Origin of the sequence: Deinococcus cellulosilyticus NBRC 106333 = KACC 11606, from assembly GCF_007990775.1 — a bacterium.
Taxonomy (GTDB): Bacteria; Deinococcota; Deinococci; order Deinococcales; family Deinococcaceae; genus Deinococcus_C; species Deinococcus_C cellulosilyticus.
In genome coordinates, this window is the sequence record NZ_BJXB01000015.1 from 77,917 (window position 1) to 97,836 (window position 19,920).

Annotated in this window: 25 protein-coding genes; 16 read left to right on the plus strand and 9 right to left on the minus strand. The window is 57.3% G+C overall.

All coding sequences use genetic code 11. The features are described from left to right. The first annotated feature begins 15 nt into the window (after positions 1 to 15). Positions 16 to 903 (plus strand): hypothetical protein, encoded by an 888-nt coding sequence (locus DC3_RS16635; protein WP_146886256.1) that lies wholly within the window; start codon positions 16 to 18, stop codon positions 901 to 903. Between the two features lie 82 nt (positions 904 to 985). On the opposite strand, the gene rplI is transcribed toward DC3_RS16635, so the two are convergent. The 4 genes from rplI to rpsF form a co-directional block, all read right to left on the minus strand. Next, entirely contained in the window at positions 986 to 1,438 is a 453-nt protein-coding gene (gene rplI / locus DC3_RS16640) for a 50S ribosomal protein L9 (protein ID WP_146886258.1), read from the minus strand. After that, positions 1,435 to 1,695: a 30S ribosomal protein S18 gene (gene rpsR, locus DC3_RS16645; protein ID WP_034342595.1), complete on the minus strand. Its 261-nt coding sequence runs from the start codon at positions 1,693 to 1,695 to the stop codon at positions 1,435 to 1,437. Before rpsR ends, rplI begins: the two co-directional genes overlap by 4 nt. A gap of 110 nt (positions 1,696 to 1,805) precedes the next feature. Then, positions 1,806 to 2,672, minus strand: a complete 867-nt coding sequence (locus DC3_RS16650) for a single-stranded DNA-binding protein (RefSeq protein ID WP_146886260.1) — start codon at positions 2,670 to 2,672, stop codon at positions 1,806 to 1,808. A 151-nt stretch (positions 2,673 to 2,823) separates the two neighbouring features. Then, complete coding sequence (gene rpsF, locus DC3_RS16655) at positions 2,824 to 3,132, minus strand: 30S ribosomal protein S6 (protein ID WP_146886262.1); 309 nt, start codon at positions 3,130 to 3,132, stop codon at positions 2,824 to 2,826. Between the two features lie 272 nt (positions 3,133 to 3,404). Here rpsF and DC3_RS16660 point away from each other — a divergent pair, with 272 nt between their 5' ends. From DC3_RS16660 to DC3_RS16685, 6 genes are all read left to right on the plus strand, one after another. Continuing rightward, positions 3,405 to 4,448: an AfsR/SARP family transcriptional regulator gene (locus DC3_RS16660; protein WP_146886264.1), complete on the plus strand. Its 1,044-nt coding sequence runs from the start codon at positions 3,405 to 3,407 to the stop codon at positions 4,446 to 4,448. 69 nt (positions 4,449 to 4,517) lie between these two features. After that, the gene (locus DC3_RS16665) at positions 4,518 to 4,868 is read left to right on the plus strand and encodes a hypothetical protein (RefSeq protein ID WP_146886265.1); all 351 of its coding nucleotides are present in this window, start codon (positions 4,518 to 4,520) and stop codon (positions 4,866 to 4,868) included. A gap of 37 nt (positions 4,869 to 4,905) precedes the next feature. Then, positions 4,906 to 5,574, plus strand: coding sequence for a response regulator transcription factor (locus DC3_RS16670; protein ID WP_034342585.1), 669 nt, complete (start codon positions 4,906 to 4,908; stop codon positions 5,572 to 5,574). Positions 5,575 to 5,669: 95 nt separating this feature from the next. Beyond that, entirely contained in the window at positions 5,670 to 6,953 is a 1,284-nt protein-coding gene (locus tag DC3_RS16675) for a HAMP domain-containing sensor histidine kinase (protein WP_146886267.1), read from the plus strand. A gap of 106 nt (positions 6,954 to 7,059) precedes the next feature. Continuing rightward, a complete protein-coding gene (locus tag DC3_RS16680; RefSeq protein WP_146886269.1) occupies positions 7,060 to 8,052 on the plus strand; it encodes a bifunctional transcriptional activator/DNA repair enzyme AdaA in 993 nt (330 codons plus the stop codon). Between the two features lie 5 nt (positions 8,053 to 8,057). Beyond that, positions 8,058 to 8,906 (plus strand): DMT family transporter, encoded by an 849-nt coding sequence (locus tag DC3_RS16685; protein WP_186816087.1) that lies wholly within the window; start codon positions 8,058 to 8,060, stop codon positions 8,904 to 8,906. Here DC3_RS16685 and DC3_RS16690 read toward each other — a convergent pair whose 3' ends face one another. Further along, positions 8,907 to 9,308, minus strand: a complete 402-nt coding sequence (locus tag DC3_RS16690) for a Fur family transcriptional regulator (protein WP_146886272.1) — start codon at positions 9,306 to 9,308, stop codon at positions 8,907 to 8,909. A 272-nt stretch (positions 9,309 to 9,580) separates the two neighbouring features. Here DC3_RS16690 and xseA point away from each other — a divergent pair, with 272 nt between their 5' ends. Both xseA and xseB read left to right on the plus strand, forming a co-directional pair. Continuing rightward, positions 9,581 to 10,744: an exodeoxyribonuclease VII large subunit gene (gene xseA, locus DC3_RS16695; RefSeq protein ID WP_146886274.1), complete on the plus strand. Its 1,164-nt coding sequence runs from the start codon at positions 9,581 to 9,583 to the stop codon at positions 10,742 to 10,744. Next, entirely contained in the window at positions 10,734 to 10,916 is a 183-nt protein-coding gene (gene xseB / locus DC3_RS29225; RefSeq protein ID WP_186816088.1) for an exodeoxyribonuclease VII small subunit, read from the plus strand. The genes xseA and xseB overlap by 11 nt, the downstream gene beginning before the upstream one ends. Before the next feature lie 194 nt (positions 10,917 to 11,110). Here the strand turns inward: xseB and DC3_RS16705 are convergent, their stop codons facing one another. Together DC3_RS16705 and DC3_RS16710 are read right to left on the minus strand one after the other, a co-directional pair. Next, entirely contained in the window at positions 11,111 to 11,866 is a 756-nt protein-coding gene (locus DC3_RS16705) for a hypothetical protein (protein ID WP_146886278.1), read from the minus strand. Then, complete coding sequence (locus DC3_RS16710) at positions 11,863 to 12,585, minus strand: hypothetical protein (RefSeq protein WP_146886279.1); 723 nt, start codon at positions 12,583 to 12,585, stop codon at positions 11,863 to 11,865. Before DC3_RS16710 ends, DC3_RS16705 begins: the two co-directional genes overlap by 4 nt. A 135-nt stretch (positions 12,586 to 12,720) precedes the next feature. Between DC3_RS16710 and rplU the strand changes: the two genes are divergently transcribed. The 7 genes from rplU (at position 12,721) to rsfS (ending at position 18,189) form a co-directional block, all read left to right on the plus strand. After that, positions 12,721 to 13,020, plus strand: a complete 300-nt coding sequence (gene rplU, locus DC3_RS16715; protein WP_146886281.1) for a 50S ribosomal protein L21 — start codon at positions 12,721 to 12,723, stop codon at positions 13,018 to 13,020. Positions 13,021 to 13,033: 13 nt separating this feature from the next. Further along, positions 13,034 to 13,303 (plus strand): 50S ribosomal protein L27, encoded by a 270-nt coding sequence (gene rpmA, locus DC3_RS16720; protein ID WP_146886283.1) that lies wholly within the window; start codon positions 13,034 to 13,036, stop codon positions 13,301 to 13,303. An 84-nt stretch (positions 13,304 to 13,387) separates the two neighbouring features. Beyond that, positions 13,388 to 14,449: a sialidase family protein gene (locus DC3_RS16725; protein ID WP_146886285.1), complete on the plus strand. Its 1,062-nt coding sequence runs from the start codon at positions 13,388 to 13,390 to the stop codon at positions 14,447 to 14,449. A gap of 3 nt (positions 14,450 to 14,452) precedes the next feature. Next, on the plus strand, positions 14,453 to 15,766 hold the full coding sequence (obgE, locus tag DC3_RS16730) for a GTPase ObgE (protein ID WP_146886287.1): 1,314 nt from the start codon (positions 14,453 to 14,455) through the stop codon (positions 15,764 to 15,766). 206 nt (positions 15,767 to 15,972) lie between these two features. After that, positions 15,973 to 16,482, plus strand: coding sequence for a bis(5'-nucleosyl)-tetraphosphatase (symmetrical) YqeK (yqeK, locus tag DC3_RS16735; protein ID WP_146886397.1), 510 nt, complete (start codon positions 15,973 to 15,975; stop codon positions 16,480 to 16,482). A 10-nt stretch (positions 16,483 to 16,492) separates the two neighbouring features. Then, positions 16,493 to 17,758 carry an LCP family protein gene (locus DC3_RS16740; protein WP_146886289.1) on the plus strand — a complete coding sequence of 422 codons (1,266 nt, stop codon included), beginning with the start codon at positions 16,493 to 16,495 and terminating at the stop codon, positions 17,756 to 17,758. Positions 17,759 to 17,853: 95 nt separating this feature from the next. Next, positions 17,854 to 18,189, plus strand: a complete 336-nt coding sequence (gene rsfS, locus DC3_RS16745; RefSeq protein ID WP_146886291.1) for a ribosome silencing factor — start codon at positions 17,854 to 17,856, stop codon at positions 18,187 to 18,189. On the opposite strand, the gene DC3_RS16750 is transcribed toward rsfS, so the two are convergent. Continuing rightward, the gene (locus DC3_RS16750; RefSeq protein WP_146886293.1) at positions 18,116 to 19,396 is read right to left on the minus strand and encodes a sensor histidine kinase; all 1,281 of its coding nucleotides are present in this window, start codon (positions 19,394 to 19,396) and stop codon (positions 18,116 to 18,118) included. The genes rsfS and DC3_RS16750 overlap by 74 nt on opposite strands. A 2-nt stretch (positions 19,397 to 19,398) precedes the next feature. Continuing rightward, positions 19,399 to 19,914 carry a putative pterin-binding protein gene (locus DC3_RS16755; RefSeq protein ID WP_146886295.1) on the minus strand — a complete coding sequence of 172 codons (516 nt, stop codon included), beginning with the start codon at positions 19,912 to 19,914 and terminating at the stop codon, positions 19,399 to 19,401. Positions 19,915 to 19,920 lie beyond the last annotated feature (6 nt).

A 19,920-nucleotide genomic window follows, 5' to 3' on the forward strand; every position in this document is an offset into this window, starting at 1 on the left:
TAGTACAACAAAAGCATGAAGAAAATGCTGCTGATCACCCTCAGCCTCGGGCTTGTTGGAGTTGCCCAGGCCCAGACCACCCTCCAGATGACCGCTCCTGCTGGAACAAAACTCACGGGCACCGTCCAGAGCAACACCACCATCACTGGACTGACGGCGGACGTGCAGCCAAAACCCAATGTGCGCCTCACCTCCCAGGCCCTTGCAGACTACCGCAAATCCTTCTCCGGCCTGGGGTCCATCCCTCCGGTCAACCAGACCATCCCTGCGGCTCTGGAGGTCCTGCCTGCCCGTGCAGATGGAGGCATCCCCGTTCAGACGAACATGGACATCCCTCTGGGCGAGGGCAAAGAACCGCTGAAATTCCTGAGCCGTGCCATCCATTACCCCGATGGTCGGATCAGCATGGAATTCGATGAGGTCAGTGATCCCACCTTCCAGAAATTGCTGGGAGGGATGAAGGACCTGGTGAACAGCCCGGAAACCCAGGCCATCTACACCCGCGCCTGGACCCCCGGAGAGACCGTCAAGCAGGACATCACCCTGCCTTTTGAGCAATTTGTGGGAGGCCTTCCCTACCAACTCACTGGAAATTTCACCATGACCTCCAGCACCTCCTATGTGCAGCGCGGGGCCCAGGACGAGTACATCTTCCAGGTGAATGGCACTTCAGGCCTCAATGAAATCCGTGCCCTGGATGAAGAAGGCCGCATTGTCATGAAAATCTTCATGGACAAAGTCAACATCACTGGAGAAACCCGCATCCGCAAAGATGGGCTCCCCATGCTGCAACGCACCAACCAGAGCATGAAAATGACCCTGATCATGAACCTGCCCAACCTCCCGGTGATTGTGAAAACCAGCATGAACTTATCTGTGCAGCAGAACATCAGCTGGCAATAAAGGCTGTTTGTGCATGTGAACCTGAAACCCTCAACAAAAAGAACCCGAGCTCAGGCTCGGGTTCTTTCAGGCATCCCTGACTTTAGTGGGCAGTGATGACGAGTTTGACAGGAATGGACACGTCGTGGTGGGCTTTGTAGCTCACTTCGTACTCGCCGGTTTCCTTGATGGCTTTGGGCATCACAAACTTGTGGCGGTCCAGGCTCTTGCCGGTCTGGGCGTTCACAGCCTCGGCCACGTCACTGTTGGTGACTGCACCGTAGATCTTGCCTTCGCCTGCCTTGACGTGCAGGGTGACGGACAGATCCTTGAGTTCCTCGGCAAGCTTCTCGGCTTCAGACTTCAGAGCAGCGAGTTGCTTCTCCTTGGACTTGATGCGGGCTTCCAGGGTCTTCATGTTGCTTGCGGTGGCAGGCAGAGCAAGGCCCTGGGGAACCAGGAAGTTGCGAGCGTAGCCAGCTTTGACGTTGACCACTTCACCGGCTTTGCCCAGTTTGGCCTGGGGTTCCAGCAGAATGACCTTGACGCTGCTCATTTGCGCACCAGCTTCTCGGTGTAGGGGATCAGGGCCAGCTGGCGGGCAATCTTGATGGTGCCAGACAGACGGCGCTGGTTCTTGGCGCTCAGGCCGGTGCGGCGACGGGGCAGGATTTTGCCGGTGTCGCTCACGAAACGGCGGAGCATTTTGACATCTTTGTAGTCCGTGATTTCCAGCTCACCGATGGCAAAGGGATCAACCTTTGGCTTACGGGGACGCTTGGGTCCTTTTGGACGGGGTTTCTTCTCGGTCATGTTGGGTCCTCATGGGCCATCCAGTGGGCTGCCTGGGAACATTGAAGAGATTCGCATCTTTTCGCTGTTCTGGTCAGGCTGGGCAGAGCCCACCCTGACCGGATGACTTCTTAGAAGGGAAGATCTTCTTCCTCTGGTGGAAAATTATCCAAGCCTTCATCAATATCCAAGCTTCTCGATTGGGTCCCTGCTGCTTTCGCTGCGTTGCCTGCATTCCCATAGGCTTTCTGGGCTGCGGGCTGGGTGGTTCCGACTGCACCAGATGGAGCCGGACCTCGAGTTAAAGCTTCGACGCGAGTCGCTTCTACTTTTGTAGAGTTGCGTTTCTGTCCATCACGGTCGGTCCAGGTTTCGTTCTTGATGCGACCGTGAACGAGCACCGAATCCCCTTTGTCCAGGTTGGCCACCAGCTCGGCGAGTTCTCGCCAGGCGTTGATGTCCAGCCAGTGCGTCTTTTCCTGCCAGTTTCCGTCCCGGCCCTTCCAGGATTCACTGACTGCGATGGAAAAACCCACCACAGCGTCACCACTGGGGGTGTACCTCAGTTCGGGTTTCCGACCAAGGTTGCCGACCAGAACAGCCTCATTGAGGGCATTCTGCAGACGGAAGCCACCGCCACTGTCCCGCACCAGGTCCGACTCAGGACGGGAAACCCCATCCACGCGCAGTGCCTTGATGCTGATCATGCTGCGTTTCTGCCCACTGGCAGCGTCATCCCAGCTGCGCTGTTCCATGCTTCCCTCGACGGCCACAGCGCTGCCAGCTTTGAACTGTTCAGCGGCGGTTTCGGCGGGTTTGCCCATCAGTCCCACCCGGTGGTACCAGGGGAGGCTGCGGGTCTGGCCGTCAGATCCTAAAACCTGATCTTCGCCAGCAATGGTCAGATCGCAAACGGGGGTGCCGTTGGGGGTGTAACGCAGTTCGGGGTCGCGAGCGAGTGCTCCAACAAAAAAGACGTGATTCATTCCTCGAGCCATTTGTGTTCTCCTTCGTTCTTGTTCACAGCTTATGGATTTGCTTACTTACTCTGTCACATAGCCCGAGCTTTTGGGATTCGGGAAAACCCTTCTGGGAACGCACTTTCACTTCTTAACAAAGTGGGGTGAATTCCCCAAAAGCGTCAAAAATTTACGCCTTTTTGGTTTTCCACTCGGGACGGTCCTTCACGAGCACCACACGGCGGACGTGGTCGCGCAGGCGCAGAACGTCACCAATGGTGGTGAGGGGGTTGCCGCTGGCCTTGATGGTGTAGTACACGTAGTACCCTTCGCGGTCCTTCTGGATGGGGTAGGCGAGGCGGCGGTTGCCGATTTCGTCCATTTTGACGATTTCAGCTCCGGCGTTCTTGACGGTGGCCTCCACGTACTCTTTCTCGGTCAGGACCTGCTCACTGCTCAGGTTGGGGTTCAGGATCAGGTTGAGATCATACTGGGTCATGTTGCACCTCCTTTCTTGCGGGAAACCGCAAGACACAAGTATACCAAAAATCTGGCAGCTTGGAAGGGTCTGATGCGGCGCAGCTGAATACGATTATAACATAATTGAGGGTGGGATGTTGTGTGGGTTGTGGGAAAGGGGCAGAAGGCAAAAGGCCAAGGCAGAAGGCTGAACTGCTTAAGCTGAGGCTTTCCTGGCCTTCTGCCTTCGGCTCACTTGTATCAAAAACCACGCTTGCAACGCACCCTACAGAAGTTTGATAAACTGACACCATGCCAACAGTCCTGGTCGTGGATGATGAAGCGTCCATCCTGCAACTGATTAAAATGACCCTGGAACGGGCCGGGTATGAAGTGATGACGGCCAGCAGTGCCTTCGCTGCCCTGGAACTCCTGCGCAATCAGGTGCCAGACATCATCGTTTCAGATCTGGCGATGCCCTCCATGAACGGTCTCAGCTTCCTGCAAGTGGTGCGGGAAGAGATGAAAATCACCCATGTTCCCTTTGTGTTTCTCTCCAGCCATGCGGAAATCCAGCACATCCGCGCCGGGCTGGGCAGCGGGGCAGACGATTACCTGGCCAAACCCTTTGACCGCCAGGAACTTCTGGACGCCATTGAATTGCGCCTCAAACGGGTGCAGGAATTCAAGGCCTCACCAGAGCCCAGCGTGCTCATGCAGATCTACGCCCTCAACAAGTCGGTGGTGATGTACCAGAAGGAAGTGGTGACCTGGGCCTCCAGAAAAGCCTGTGAGCTGTTCTACTTCCTGCTGGAAAAAGGTCAGGTGTCCAGCTGGGAAGCTGCAGAGGCCCTGTGGCCTGAAAAAGACGAGGAACGGGCCAGCAGCCTGTTTCACACCACCCTGCACCGCCTCAGGAAATCCCTGTACCCCGAGGTGATTGCCACCAACAACCGCAGGTATTTCATTGACCCCAAACTGTCCCTGGAATACGACGTCCGCAATTACATTCAGCTGGCCCAGAAGGCCCTGTCCAACGCACAGAACTTTGACCTGCTGCAGCAGGCCGTGAACACCTACGGCACTTTCCTCCCTGACTTTGACTCGGACTGGTGCGCAGACCGCCGGGCAGAACTGATGGAAATGCAGCTCAGGCTTCTGCTCAGCCTTGCAGAGGGGTACGAACAGGGTTCTCAACTTCGTCTCGCTGCAAACGCCTACCAGCAGACGGTTCAGCTTGATCCCCTGCAGGACAGTGCATGGGATGGTCTGGCCCGCACCCTCACCTCCCTGAAAGATCCGCACGCTCCCAGAGCAGCAAAACGCGAACCCTGGTGGGCCACCAGTGACTTTTGATTAAGATTAAGATGTGTTCATGCGCTTCTGTGCAATCTGAAGTGCCGAGCCATTAGCATGGGTGACAGTATGGTAGGCATGGTCTTCTTTACCCTAGCAACATTGATCGGACTGGGCGTTCCGTCCCTTCCGGACGGCACCCAGATTCTGATCACAAGCCAGGAGGGCGCCACGTCTATCGCACGCGGAGAAGTTCAGGACTTCACGCTGACCCTCAACACCGCGAACAACAAAACGCTCCCTGGTGGAACTGCAGTCAAGATGCTGATCGTGACCCCGCAGCCCAACCAGGTGAAAAAAGGCTTTGAGGGCCTCACCACGAACGACGGCAAGGACATCCTGCTCGACCTCGGGACAGGACGCGGCAGTTTTCGTAAAATATTGAGTGAGAACTACAAAATCCGCCTGAAATTCGAATGACCCGAACATCACACCCTGACCTGAAGGAGAAGCGCAGATGGAAAAACGCATCCTGATCATTGAGGACAATCCTGACATCACCAACATCGTCACCTACGAGTTGGAGCGTTCAGGATACCAGGTTCTGGCTGCTCCCGACGGGGTCAGCGGACTCACCATGGCAAGAGAACAGAATCCCGATCTGGTGATTCTGGATCTGGGCCTTCCTGATTTTGATGGGGCCGAGATCGCCCGTCGTCTACGCAAGACCAGCAGTGTGCCGATCATCATCCTGACGGCACTTGACGCTGTGGACCGCAAGGTCAACCTGCTGGAAGCTGGAGCAGACGACTACCTCACCAAACCCTTCCATGCCGATGAACTGATTGCCCGCGTTCGCGTGCAGCTCAGGCACCAGCAACAGGGCGAAGTGATTGCCATTGGCAAACTGGAGATCCACCCACAGAAGCGGCTGTGCCAGTACGCTGGTCAGGAAGTGCGCCTCTCTCCCAAAGAATTTGATCTGCTGGCCTTCCTTGCCCGCCAGCCTGGACGTGTGTATTCCCGTGAGGAAATCGAGCGTGAAGTGTGGAACGGCGAACTGCCCTCCAACAGCAATGTGGTGGACGTGCACATGGCCAACATGCGTGCCAAACTGCGTGACCTCGATGGTTACGGCCTGATCCGCACGGTTCGTGGCATCGGCTATGCCCTGAAAACCCCCTGAGCGATAGCAACAATGCGCTCTCCATTGACCCAGAGCCATCTTCTGCACCTGCATTCCTGCAGGTGCCTTTTTTGAATCAGGTGAATCACACATCCATGCTGAGCATCCGCGCAAGAAACATTCTGCTGGTCAGTGCCCTCACTTTGCTGGTGATTCTGGTGGGCACCAGTGCCGCCTACATCGCCATGTTTTACGGCCTCAAGACTCAGGAGGCCACCCAGCTTCAGCAGGACGCCGAACTGATCAGTCAGGTGTACCAGAGTGGCCTGTCTGGACGCCAGACGGGCGGATTGCTGGTGGATGTGTATGATCCCGAGAGTGGGGACCGCATCTACCAGAGCGACATTCCAGCCCTCACCCTGTCTGATTTGCAGCAGAAAAATGAGCCCGTGCTGCAACGAAGTTATGCAGGCCGCAATTACCTGATTGCTTTGCAACCCACTGAATTTGCCGGAGCCGATTTCACGCTGGCGGTGCGCAAGGACATCACCTACCTGCAAACCGTTGCCAGAGATGCCCTCACGGTGCTTGCAGGCGTGGTGCTCGGGATGCTGATCATTTCCATTGCTGCCGTGTACGTGGTGACCCGCACTGCACTGGCTCCTCTGGTGGATGTGTCACGCCAGACCCGCGCCATCAACGAGAACAACCTCAAGCCCATCGAATACCAGGGGGCAGACGATGAACTGGGTTTGCTGGTGGGGACCCTCAACCGGACCCTCAACCGCCTCGGGGAAGCCATTCACCAGCAAAAGGTCCTGCTTGCAGAGGCCAGTCACGAACTGCGCACCCCCCTCACCGCCATCAGCGGATACCTGCGACGCGCAGAACGCGAGGTTCCAGAAGAGCAGAAGCAATACATCCGGGATGCGGCCCGCGTCTCGGAAAGCATGACCCGACTGGTGAACGACCTCCTGCAACTGTCCAGAGGGGAAATTCAGCAGTCCTACACCCCTCACTTCATTGAACTCGATGAGCAACTGCAGGACCTCTCCAGAGATTTTCCCGGGCTGGAAGTGGAAACCAGTGGCATTCTGGAACTGATTGGTGACCCTGAGCGCCTGATGCAGGTGTGGCGCAACCTGGTCAGCAATGCTGTCCGGGCCTCAGGAGACATCCAGAAGGTCCACATTGCGGCGACCCGCATCAAGGACACCCTGAGGGTGGAGGTCATTGACCACGGACCTGGAATCACCGACGAGGAAAAAGAAAAAATCTTCCAGAAGTTCTACCGGGGCAAGCACTCCGGCAGCAGCGGACTGGGCCTGACCATCGTGGCGCAGATCATCCGCATGCACCAGGGAAACATTCAGGTGCTGGACACCCCCGGAGGAGGGGCCACCTTCCGGGTGGAACTGCCTGCACTGGAAGAGGAGTAAGAGAGGACCAATGCAGGGGCGGGCCGATGGCTCGCCCTTCACCTTTCGTCTTGACCCCATCCAAAATCGGATGGTTTTCAACCCTGCAGGGCTTTAAGCTGGGACCATGTCCAGTGACCTTCAGCAGTACGAAGCCCTGAGACGGCACGATTTGCAGGACGTTTTGATCGGGGTGAGGTACCTCCTGGTCTACTACACCCCTGAGCAGTTGCGCCTGCTGCCCAGTCCAGAAGATCTGGTGTTTTTCAGGTCGGTGGCAGAGGCAGAAGGTGCAGGGTATCGGCCCATCCCGGAGTCTTTGCACCTGACCGAACGCATTGCGGAATTGCTGCTGGCGGAGCCTGAACTCACGGTGCAGGGACTGGCTGAACGCCTCGATCAGACGGCCCATCAGGTGATCCGGGCGTTCAAGAAGCACACCGGAATGACCCCGAAGCAGTTTGCCCAGTTGCAGAAGCTGGAAAGGTTCAGGGAAATGCTCTCTGAAGGCCAGAGCATCACCCGCAGCCTGTATGACGCTGGATTCGAATCCCTGCGTGCCCTGTACGAACGCAGCAGCGGATTTCTGGGAATGCAGCCGAGAGTCTACCAGCAGGGAGGAAAAGACATGACCATCGCTTATGAGACTTTTGAGACCCCTTTTGGCCTGATGCTGCTTGCTGTGACGGATCTGGGGGTGTGCAGCCTGCAATTCGGCACCTTTGAGGACCTGCTTGCTGATCTGCGCCAGGAATACCCGAAAGCGACCCTGATCGAGGACGCCTCCCGCACGGCACTTTACCGGGAAGCTGTTCTGGCCTACCTGAGGGGAGAGACCCAGACTGTGGAGGTTGCCCTGGATGTGCGGGGAACAGACTTCCAGTGGAAAGTCTGGCAGGCTTTGCGACGAATTCCTTTTGGCGAAACCCGTTCTTACGCACAGCTTGCTTCTCTGATTGGTGAACCCAAAGCGGTGCGTGCAGTGGCTGGAGCCTGCGCCAGCAACCGCCTGGCCCTGATTGTTCCATGCCACCGCATTGTGCGGGGGGATGGTTCGCTCAGCGGTTACCGCTGGGGTCCAGACCGCAAAAGGGAGATTCTGGACTGGGAAAAGCGGTAAACAGGGTGCAGGCTTACCTCTGGCTGATTCTGCTTTCTGCCCTGTGGGGGTTCTCCTTCATTTTCATGCGGGTGGCGGTGCCTTCATTTGGCCCCATCTTGCTGATTGAACTGAGAACCCTGATTGCTGCCCTGACCCTGTTTCCCATTCTGGCCCTCCTGAAGAGGAACATCAAAGCAGGACTGCCCCTGAAGCCCCTGTGGATCACGGGAATTTTCAATTCAGCGTTGCCCTTTGTGATGATTTCTGTGGCCACCAAGTACGTTCCTGCCAGTGTTGCAGCCGTACTCAATGCCACCACGCCCCTCTTCAGCCTGCTGGTTGCAGTGCTGCTGTACCGGCAGCAGATGAACAGCAAAAATGTGCTGGGGGTCCTGCTCGGCCTCACCGGGGTGGCCGCCCTGTTCGGACTGGGTGCCCTGACCATCACCCCTCAAGTGCTGCTGGCCTGCCTGTGTTCCCTCATTGCTGCTGCCTCTTATGGCTTCGCAGGAAACTACGCCAGACATGCCTTAAAGCAGGCTGCTCCACTGGTGACCTCCACCTACAGCCAGTTTTTTGCTGCCCTGGCCCTGCTGCCCCTGGTGCCTTTTGTGCTGCCCGACCAGACGCCTCCGGTGAATGCCAGTGTCAGTGTGCTGGCCCTCGGGGTGGTCTGCACAGGCCTTGCGTACCTGATCTACTTCAAGCTGATCCGTGAGGCAGGGGCCGTGTTCACCTCCACCGTGACCTTTCTGGCTCCGGCGTTCAGTGTGCTGTGGGGTGGCCTCCTGCTGGGAGAACACCTGACCCTGGGTCTGGCTGTGGGTTTTGTTTTGATTGTGCTCAGTGTGCGCCTGATCAACGCCAGATGATCAGCTCTGGCTTCTGCGGCTGGCACACTCGGGGCAGATGCCGTGAAACTCCAGCCGGACTTCCTGCAGCTCAAAACCCGCAGGGAGGGCTGCCAGAGCTTTTTTGAGCTCACGCATGTGGGGAGAGAAGACATCCAGAATCTTGCCGCAACATTTGCAGACAGCGTGGTGGTGGTCTTCCTTGCGGGCATCGTAACGGGTGACGTCTCCAGCGCTGTGGATCTTCACCAGATAACCATCGTCTGCGAGGGCTTCCAGTGAGCGGTACACGGTTCCCAGGCTGATGTTGGGCATCACCTGCTTGACCTGTGCATACACCCATGAGGCATCCGGATGCACATCGGTGCTTTGCACCACATCCAGAATGGCCTGACGCTGCCGGGTGAAACGAACCACTCCCATAACGGTCCCATTCTACAGCGTGGAGCGGGATGGAAGCAAAATGTGGGTTACTATTTTTGCCGAGAGCCGAGAGCCCAGGGCCGAGGGCAAACACAAAAACTGATGCTAAAGCTTGCAACTCAAAAGCCTGGGTTGAAGATAGACAGGGACAGATTGCTCATCGACTTGACAGGTTGGCAGGTCGTTTGCAAAGAATCACGATGCTCTCGGCTCTCGACAGAAACCCTTAAATGTTTTTAACTGTAAACTGAAAACTGTATACTGGTCACTGAATGGAAGACACCCTCAAACTCTCTGAACTCCTGCAATACACCAGCCTGATGGTCCAGCGCACCTTTTCGGGTTTTGTGTGGGTGCAGGCCGAGATTGCCTCGATGTCGGACCGCAGGCACCTGTATCTGGAACTCATCGAGATGGATGGGGCAGAGGAGGTGGCGAAGTGCCGCGCTTCCCTGTGGGCCAGAGACCGCTACCGGGTGGAGAACAAATTCAAGGCCGTGACAGGGCAGGCCCTTCAGGCCGGTCTGGAAGTGATGTTGAAGGCGAATGTGGAGTTTCACCCCAGATACGGCTTCAGCCTGAACATTCTGGACATTGCCCCGGCTTTCACGGTGGGGCAGTTGCAGATCAAGCTGGACCGCATCCGGGACAGACTTCAGAAACTTGGCGTCTGGGATCTGCAATCGCGCCTGTTGTTCCCGGAGGTGCTTTCCAAAGTTCTGGTGGTGACCCCTGAAGATGCAGCAAGCCTGGGAGACTTCCAGGAACGCATTGAAGTGCTGGGTGAGCATGGCGTGTGTGAATTCCGCTACATGACAGCCACCTTTCAGGGAAAGCAGGCGGTGCCTTCTTTGCTCAGGGTGCTGATTGAAGCCCAGCAGATGCGCTCAGAGTGGGACTGGCAGGTGCTGGTGCTGCTCAGGGGAGGGGGGTCGGTCACGGACCTGCACTGGCTCAGCGATGAGACCCTCACCCGCACCATCTGCGAATACCCCATGCCTGTGGTCACCGGAATCGGGCACACCCGTGACCAGACCCTGCTTGATGAAGTATCGGCCCTGAGCCTGGGCACCCCATCCAAGGTGGCCCAGTGGGTGCTCGATCAGGCCCTCAGGGCACCCTTAGAAGCGCTGGAGCATTACCACACCATCCTCAGGTGTGCAAAAGAACGGCTGGGACAGTACACCCTGGCTCTGGACAGCATGCACCGCAGATTGACCACTGAAGCCAGAGAAGTCCTGCAGGAGCGCAAACACCTGCTGGAACAGCAGATGCTGCAGGTGATCCACGCCGATCCCCAGAGCACCCTGCAAAGGGGATATGCCCTGGCCTTCTCAGGAAAAGAGCGCATTCCCAGCCGGGACCAGGCCCTGCAACACAACACGTTCACCCTGCGTTTTCAGGACGGAGACCTGGAGGTCAAACATGAGCTTTGAAAGCGATTTTTTTACACTGAAGCGCATCTCTGAGATGCTGGACAACCCTGAGCTTCCCCTCGATGATCTGGTGGTGCTGCTGCGGGAAGCCACCGAAGCCTACACCTCCTGCAAATCCCACCTGGATGCAGCGCAGGAGGCTCTGGCGGCCCTGGAGGGAGCAGGGGAGTAAAGGCCGAGGGCCAGGGGCCGAGAGCCGAGGGCAAATCAGCATGCGAATGCAGTTGCTTTGTTATGCAAAGGCCATGTAATGGTCTGGTGATCCAGAAAACTGCTGACAATGGGGCGTGTCAGCAGACCGCTCTTACACCATTTGATTGACAGCATCGACACAAGAATTTACGTTGATCTCGGCTCTCGGCCCCATCACGCATCAAACATGGTCAGGGCATCCTGATCCAGGGTGTCCTGAATCCATTGTCTCAGGCTGCTGCGAAGTGCCTCTGGGCTTTCGTTGCGGTGCATCTGTTTGAGGTGTTGCAGTGCTGAAGGTGCACCTCGCCCGACAAATTCCCTCAGGATCACTTCCAGCCGGAACCACAGGCTGTGCAGTTCAGCGTTGCGGCGCTGCTGCTGGTAGGTTCTGAAGGCCGCCATGATGTTGGGTGGGAGTGGATGGGGCACGTCGAGCACGTGATAATTGCCCTCTGAGATCTGGGGAGGAGGGAGCAGTGCGTCTCCATCGACCCACAGGCAAGGGTGCAGGGTGCTGGTTTCTTGCAGGACGCATCCGGTGAACACCTCCTGATACAGTCCGAGATGCAGGACCTGCCAGTCCTGTTCGGGTCTGGAGCGGGCATTTCCGTGGATCAGGGCGACCACGGCGCGGGCATGTTCCACAGGGATCTGATAGCCCGAAAAAACCACATCGCTGGCCTGGTAGATCATCTCCAGTGCCGCTACTGCATCCTTCTGTTCCCAATGGGCGATGAGCAGTTCACCTTGCACAAAAAGCAAGAAGGCCCGACCTTCTTTGCTGCAAAGGGCGGCTGTCATTTTGTGGTCCTCGATCAGGGGAAAAAGGTCCTGGATCAATTGATCCACGGTGATTTCCACACCCAGAGGCTGGTTTTTGGGCAGCTGGGCAAAGACTTTTTCCTGGATCTCCGGGGTGACTTTCATGCCAGTTTCCTTGGGGAGAAGTACAGCAGGACACTCATTCCGGTCAGCCAGACGATCTCGTAGAGGGTGTGGGTCAAAGGAGACCAGTCACCGATGATTCCAATGATGCGGCCCACATTCACCAGGGTCAGGGCAATGCTGACCACCTGCACCTGCTTGCCAATCCTGCCCCCTCCAATCAGAAAACTCTGCAGCAGGTAAAGCACAAAGACCAGCATGATGATGGCATGAATCAGGATGTTTAGAAACGGCATTTTGGTGACATAGGTGGTGAACAGATAAACCGTTACAGAACTGATCACGGCAGCAATGCCAATCAGCAGGGCAAAGCGCCCATTCGGGTACAACCCCTGTTGTTCCATGATGTAGGGCAGGCTGAAAGAGCCCATCATGATGCTGATGGTGGCCAGCAGGAAGATGTAATCGCTGCTGGGGTCCAGCACCCCGGTCAGGTTCAGGTATTGTTTGCCGGGCAACAGCATGAGGTCTCCCACCGTCACCAGCAACACCCCCCAGCTGAGGCCCAGGAAAGGCGTTTTCAGGGCCTTGGGTGCCTGCTGGTAGAACGTGTTGAGTGCTGCTGCTCCGAGTGCGTCACTGAGCAGCACAGGCAACAGTCTCCAGGGGTTCTGGGGATCAATGGTGATCAGGACAAGCCACCCAATCCAGAAGAGCCCCATGAAGGTCAACCGCTGTGGGAGAGGGGTTCTCAGGAGCATGCTGGAATCAGTCTAACACAAGCTTTTAATCGTTCCGATGTCAGCCAGGGGTCTCTTGAGTTTGAACCCCGACTTGTGCTAGCATAGGGGCTTGAGTCCCCTTTTTGAAAAGGGGTGTTCTGGGAGGCACAAAAAATGTTTGCAATTGTCCAAAGCGGCGGCAAGCAGTACCGCGTGAGTGAGGGGGATGTGATCCGCGTTGAGCGCGTGAACGCAGACGCCGGCACCACCGTTGAACTGCCTGTGCTGCTCCTGCAAGGCGAAAACACCCTGGTGGGTGAAGGCGTTCAAGGCAAGCTCGTGAAGGCCGAAGTGGTCGCTCACGGTCTGAGCAAGAAAATCTATGTCCGCAAGTACAAGAGCGGCATTCAATACCGTCGCCGTAACGGTCACCGTCAGCAGTTCACCACGCTGAAAATCACGGCGCTCGGGTAAGAGGTAACAGGCCATGGCACACAAAAAAGGTGTAGGTTCCTCTAAAAACGGACGTGACAGCAACCCCAAATACCTCGGCGTCAAGAAATTTGGCGGCGAAGTGGTGCTTGCGGGCAACATCCTGGTTCGCCAGCGTGGCACCAAGTTCAAGGCTGGCAACGGCGTGGGCATGGGCCGCGATCACACCCTGTTCGCTCTGCAAGACGGCATTGTGACCTTTGCTGACAAAGGCACCAAGGGCCGCTTCATCAGCGTGCAGGCCCAGGTTGCTGCTGCAGACTGAATCTCAAACCAGGGTGAGGGCCAGGTCAAAACTGGCCCTCACTTTTGTCATGTGACTCACGCACAAAAGCGGGAAACTCAGGTCATGCAGAAGCTTTTGGTGACGTTCATTCTGACAGCCTCCCTGGCGCAGGCACAGGAGTTTAACAGCATCCGCATGGTTTCGGACCAGCAGGTGTGGGGCTTCACCCGTGGAGGGGCTTACTTCTCCGAAGATGCTGCCCAGACCTGGAAACAGGTGACTCCGGCTTTCACCGAGCAGGTGACTGCCCTGCAAGGCTTTGCGCTGGACGCAAAACATGCCTGGCTCACCGGGCAGGGAGATGGCAAGGTGCTGCTGGCCTTCACGCAGGATGCCGGGCAGAACTGGACGCAACTGAAGCTTTATGAGCAGGGACAGGGGGCCTGGGTGCAGTTCCGCGACCCCCAGAACGGTTTTGCCGTGATTGGGATGGACGCAGGCATGAGCCACCAGGCTTTCATTCTGCTGAAGACCTCCAATGGCGGGGTCACCTGGCAGAAGGTCAACAGCAGCAAGAACGATTACTTCAAAACGCCTGAGTTGCAGGGAGGCAACCTCCCGGACATCTGCTGCATCACCGATGCCCTCTTTGTGAACGACAAAACGGTGCTGGTGACCGGCGGATACACCCCCATCGAGAAGCCCTACTTTTTTCGCAGCAACAATGGGGGCAAGACTTTTGTGGCAGCCAGTTCAATCCTGCCCCTGAATGCCACAGAGCGAAAAAGCTTTTCCCGTCTTGAAATCCCGTATGCTAAAGGGGATGTGGTGCTGGTGGTGGGAACCTTCAGCACACCTGAGCAACCCAGTGTTCTGGTGACCTTCCTGTCGCAGGATGGCGGAAAGAGCTGGGTCAGAGGAGAAAAACTCAACCCCAGATCTCAACCTCAACGGACACAGGTGCTCTTCACGGACGCCAAAAACGGATTCACCTGGCTGGGAGGGAAGTTGTACAAGACCTCCACCGCCGGACAGACCTGGCACGAAATCAAGGTGCCCTTTGAAAATGCTGCGGGGTTCAAACAGATCACCTTCGCAGACCCCAGAAACGGCATGGCTCTTCTGGACACCTCCCTGTGGATCACCGGGAACGGTGGAGAGTCATGGCAGGAAATCAAGAGGTGAAGTGTGGCTTTTCGGGACGTTCTCGAAATTGAAGTGATTGCAGGCAACGGTGGCGATGGTGCCATGAGCTTCCACCGGGCCAAATACATGCCCAAAGGTGGCCCGGACGGTGGTCACGGGGGCAAGGGCGGCAGTGTGTTCCTGCGGGCGGTCAACAACGTCAGCAGTCTGGACACATTGATCGGCAGACGCAAATACAAGGCCAGCAACGGCTGGTACGGTGAAGGCCGCCTCAGAAACGGCAAAGACGGCGAGGACATGGTCATTGATGTGCCCGTCGGAACCACCGCCTTCGATGTGGAATCGGGCCGTGTGATTGCCGACCTGACCGAAGTCGGACAGGTCAAACTGGTCGCCAAGGGCGGATCGGGCGGACGCGGAAACAGCGTGTTCGTGACCCCCACCCGCCAGGCCCCCAGATTCGCAGAACTCGGGACCAAAGGGGAAACCCGCAAGATCCGTCTGGAACTGCGTCTGATTGCAGATGTGGGGCTCGTGGGCTACCCCAACGCCGGAAAATCCAGCCTGCTTGCCAGACTGTCCCGCGCCAATCCCGAAATCGCCGATTATCCGTTCACCACCCTGAGCCCCATTCTCGGTGTGGTGACCCGTGAAGACCAGGAAGACCAGCGTTTCACCCTGGCAGACATCCCCGGCATCATCGAAGGGGCCTCTGAAGGCAAAGGGCTGGGCCTGGAGTTCCTGCGCCACATCAGCCGCACCCGACTGCTGGTGTACGTGCTGGCCGGAGATCAGGACCCGGTGGGCAACCTGGAAAGCCTGCAGACCGAGTTGCAGAGCTACGACCCCAGCCTGCTGGACGCTGCCGCCTGCATCGTGCTGAACAAAATCGACCTGATCGAAGAAGACGTGCAGGAGATGATCGAGGAAGAGTTGCAGGAATTCGGTCTCCCGGTGCTGAAAATCAGTGCCCTGGAAGAAATCGGCCTTGACCAGCTCAAAGAAACCCTCTTTGACCTGCTGCCCTCCCGTGAACTGTGGCGTGAAACCCACACCCTGGAAGAAGAACCCGAAGTGGTCCGCATCGAGCCCCTGCGCATCGAACGCCACGAGGACATCATCCCGGGAGACAACGAATACGAAGAGGAAATCGAAATCGTCTGGGAGGTGCTCGGAGGGGGCTTTGCAGAACGTCTGGCCCGCTTCTCCCGTCACCTCGACGACGCTGCAGAATACCTGCAGGCCTACTTCAAACGGGAAGGTCTCTTCAACGCCCTCAAACGTGCTGGAGCCAAACAGGGCGACACCGTGGAAATCGGCATCATGAAGTTCGAGTACTTCGAGGACGAGAACTGATTTAGAGAGCAGAAGGCCAAAGGCAGAAGGCTCTCACCTGATGGCCAAAGCTCTAACTTTTTTGCCTTCTGCTTTCTGCCTTCTGCTGAGGGGTATGTATGATTCACGCTAGGCTTCCTGGCCCGAACTCTTATAATGAAACCGCTGAGCGTGGCATGATGATGATTCCTCCACACCTCGATTTCTGGGCAAGACGCATTCAACTGATGGTGAAACCCCGACGCTTTGAGCATGTGCTGAGGGTGGCCGAACTGGCCCACCAGATTGCACTGTCCAATGGTCTGGATGCGGATCTGGCCTATGAGGCAGGCCTCCTTCACGACATTGCCCGGGACATCAGCAGCACGGATTTGCTCAAACTCGCTCCACCGGAGTGCCCCATCGATGAGCGGCATCCGCTGGCCTTGCATGGGCGTGCCGGAAGGGTGCTGCTGGAGTACTGGGGGTACAACAACGAGGATGTGCTGTACGCTGTGGAGGAACACACCACCGGGCCGAGTCCGGACCGTCCCATCAGTGCAGTGGTCTACATTGCCGATGTGAGCGAGCCCGGGCGCAACGTGAACCACCACATCCGTGAGATGGCCTTTGATGACCTGCAGGGTGCGCTCGATCTCGCCATTGGCAGCAAGGTGCGTTACCTGCAGGGCCGGGGCATCGAGGTGCATCCCAGAACCATGAAGGTGTTCAACAGCCTCATTTCCAGCGACAGGTGAAGATGCATTGATGGAACGAACCCCCAAGAGCAAACCGAAGCAGCAGTGGCGCATCTGGCGCACCGTTCAACTGACCAGCCTGATGCTGGCCGCCAGTGGCCTCCTGGGTTTTGCCCTGATGAGTGCCCAGGGCATCACCGGGAAGCGTGCAGGTCTGGTCACCGCCAGTGGTGAAGCGCCCAGTTTCACGGTGTTGCTTGCCGGTCTGGAAGCGTCTTACTGTGCCTGGGCCACCCCCACAGCTCCGGCCCGCAAGTGCACGCCTGAGGAAGCGGTGGACCGCAACAAGGTGGTGGACGGCATGCACACCGACACCATCATGCTGGCGACCTTCAACAAGACCAACGTGCAGATCCTCAACATTCCCCGGGACACCCAGGCCGAGGGAACCTACCGCAAGATCAACTCCTCTTTCAAGATCGGGGGTCCCGAGCAACTCCTCGGAGATGTGGAGACCCTGATCGGGCAGCGCATCGATTACTACGCCATTGTCCGTCTGGACTTTGTCGGAGATGTGATTGATCGGCTGGGAGGGCTGGATGTGGTGGCTCCGGCAGATGTGGCCTTCGATGACCGTGCTGCAGACCTGCACCTGCACCTGAAAGCCGGACCCCATCACCTGAATGGCAAAGATGCGGTGGCCTTCCTGCGCATGCGCAAAGCTCCAGGGTGGGGAGATGACTATGGCCGCATTGACCGCCAGAAGCTCGCCATTGCCCAGTTGCTGGACAAATTGCGCAGCTCCCAGGGGCTCACGGCACTGCCAGGCATCCTCTCACAGTTCAACAACGGGGTGATCACCAATGCCGATCCCAGCATGATCGATGCGATGGTGCCCTTCCTGAAGAGTTACCGCCTGCAGATGGCCACCCTTCCGACCAATGAAATTCCCGGTTCCAGCAACCTGGCGGTGGACCGTGCAGCTTTAGACCTCATGAATGCCCCCACCCAGCAGGTGGCCCAGAGTGCCATTCCAGAATCGCCCGTGCGCATTGTGGATGGCAGTGGCACCGGACTGGGGAAGAAGCTTTCAAACTACCTCTCCCAGCAGGGGTATAAGATTTCTCAGGTGGAAGAGCAGACAGCCAGTTCCGAACAGAGCTCTGTGGCCACCCGCAATGAGGTGAGCGATGCCGAGCAGGTGTCCACCCGCCTCAACCTGCCCAGAATTCAGACCCTGCGCCTTCCTGTAGAGTACGGCGAGGTGGTGGTGTTTCTCGGGCAGGACGCCAACAGCAAATACGCAGCACTCGCTGCCCTCCCCGGAACAGAGTAGATTTTTCATGAACCCATGTTCGTGAATTCCTGACTTTTCTACTCGTTTCCCACGCCAGAGTGAGGTACACTCACTCTTATTCAGCAAGGAGAACCATGCAAGACAGAGAACTGATTCAACTGATTGTGGATGCCGCAAAAGACAAAAGAGCCGAAGATGTGGTGGTCTTAGACCTCCAGCACGTGAGCAGCACCCTCGATTACTTCATCATCTGCACCGCCAGTGCAGGGCTGCAGATCAACGCTGTACAGAATGCTGTGCGCGAGGCCACCAAGGAAAAAGGCGTTCATGCCCTTGGAATTGAAGGCCCCAGCGACCGCTGGATTCTGATCAACTTCGGCACGGTGATCGTGCACGTCATGACGAAAGAGGCTCGTGACTATTATGACCTGGAAGGTCTCTGGTCTGATGCCCAGCACGTTGCAGTCTAGGTAAAACCACATCCACCTGGGTTCCGCCCCCATCGGGGGTGGAGATCCTCAGGTGGCCTCCGTGGGCTTCCACGAAGCGTTTCACCACAGCCAGACCCAATCCCCAGCCCTTCTTGCCGTTGTTGCGTTTCAGGCGGTAGAAGGGCTCCATCACTTTGCGCTGTTCCTCTTCGGGAATGCCAGGGCCGTAATCCCGCACGCTGATGGTCACTTCCTTGCCCATGGCGTACACCCCGATGTCCACATTGGTGTGGGAGGGAGCGTACTTCAGGGCGTTTTCCACGAGGTTGCGGATCACCTGTTTGATGCGCACCACATCCACATCCAGCATCACCGGGGTGAGGGGCAGGATGCACTGCACGCGGGGTTCTTCCTGGGCAAACTCGCGCACCATTTCGCGGATGTCGATGCGCTCCCACTTGAGTTCGAGGTTCACATACACGTCCTCCAGGCGGCTCAGGTCGGTGAGGACCGTCAGTTCCTGGGTGCTGTTGACCAGGCGTTCCAGCAGGGTGCGGCGCTGGTCTGCGGTCAGGGAATCCCGGCTGAGCAGATTGGTGGCCAGCACCAGTTGCTGCAGGGGTTTGCGCAGTTCGTGTGAGGTGATGGCGTTCAGTTCCATCTGCAGTTGCTTCTGGGCCTCCACCTTGTTCTTTTCTTCGTGGTAGTTGACCCAGATGCGGGTCATCATGGCGGCCAGCAGACCGAAAGTGATGGACACCAGGATGCGCAGCCAGAACTGCTGGGTGCGCAGGGTGTACAGCACGTTCAGGCGGTTGTCCTGAATCAGGTCGCGGGACTGCATGGAGAGCTGCATGGATTCCCGGTAGGCTTTTTCCAGCAGGGGAATGCTGGGGGGGGTGGTCTGGATGGCCTGCTGCAGGTTCCCGATGATGCTGCTGAGTCTGGCATCTCCGTAGGTTTCCACCTCTTTGACCTGTGGGAATTCGCTGTTGAGGTTCTTGAAGGTGTCTCTCAGCAGGGCGAGGTTCTGCTCGTAGGTGGCACTGCAGATCTGGTGGTCAGAGGTCTGCATCAGGATGCAGGCGATGCGCTGGTTGAGCTGGTAATAGTGGTGGTTGCTCCAGATCAGGTTCTGGCGGGTCAGGGCGTCATAGGAGGGCAGAAAAGCCAGCGTAAACAGCATGAAAGACACCCCGGCAACCAGCAGGGCAGCAATCAGAGGGGTAAACCTGTGACGCAGCATGTTCACTCCACGCGGATGCTCTTCAGGAACCACACCCACTTGCTGCCGTATTCCAGCACGTTGAAGCGGTCAGGGTAGGCGTGGCTGGGAAAGACCACCAGCAGGGGGCCTTTGTCTTCAATGGTGAGGGGTTGACCGTCCCCTTTGAAGGCGATCATCACCGGGTAATCCAGCACGTCCTGCGCATTGATGAAGGTGCTGTAATCGTTGGTGGCCACCATGTAGAGCTTTTTGGGGGTCAGCTTCAGGTGATCCATCAGGTCGGCGATCATCACCCCCTGGTAGGTGTGTGGGTGGCTGGCGTCATCCGGGCGTGCTGTGCGGTACTCGATGATCCGCAAAGACTCCAGCTGGGCCTGGGTGAATGTCGTTTCCCCTTTCATGGACTGCACCGTGAGGACCACGGGATCACTGCCTGCTGCAGGCATGGCCTGGGCTGGACGCACCTCCTGATACACCTGGGGTCGGGTGCATCCTGTGAGCAGGAGCACCGCGCAGGAAACCAACAAAGCCCGCATACTTAA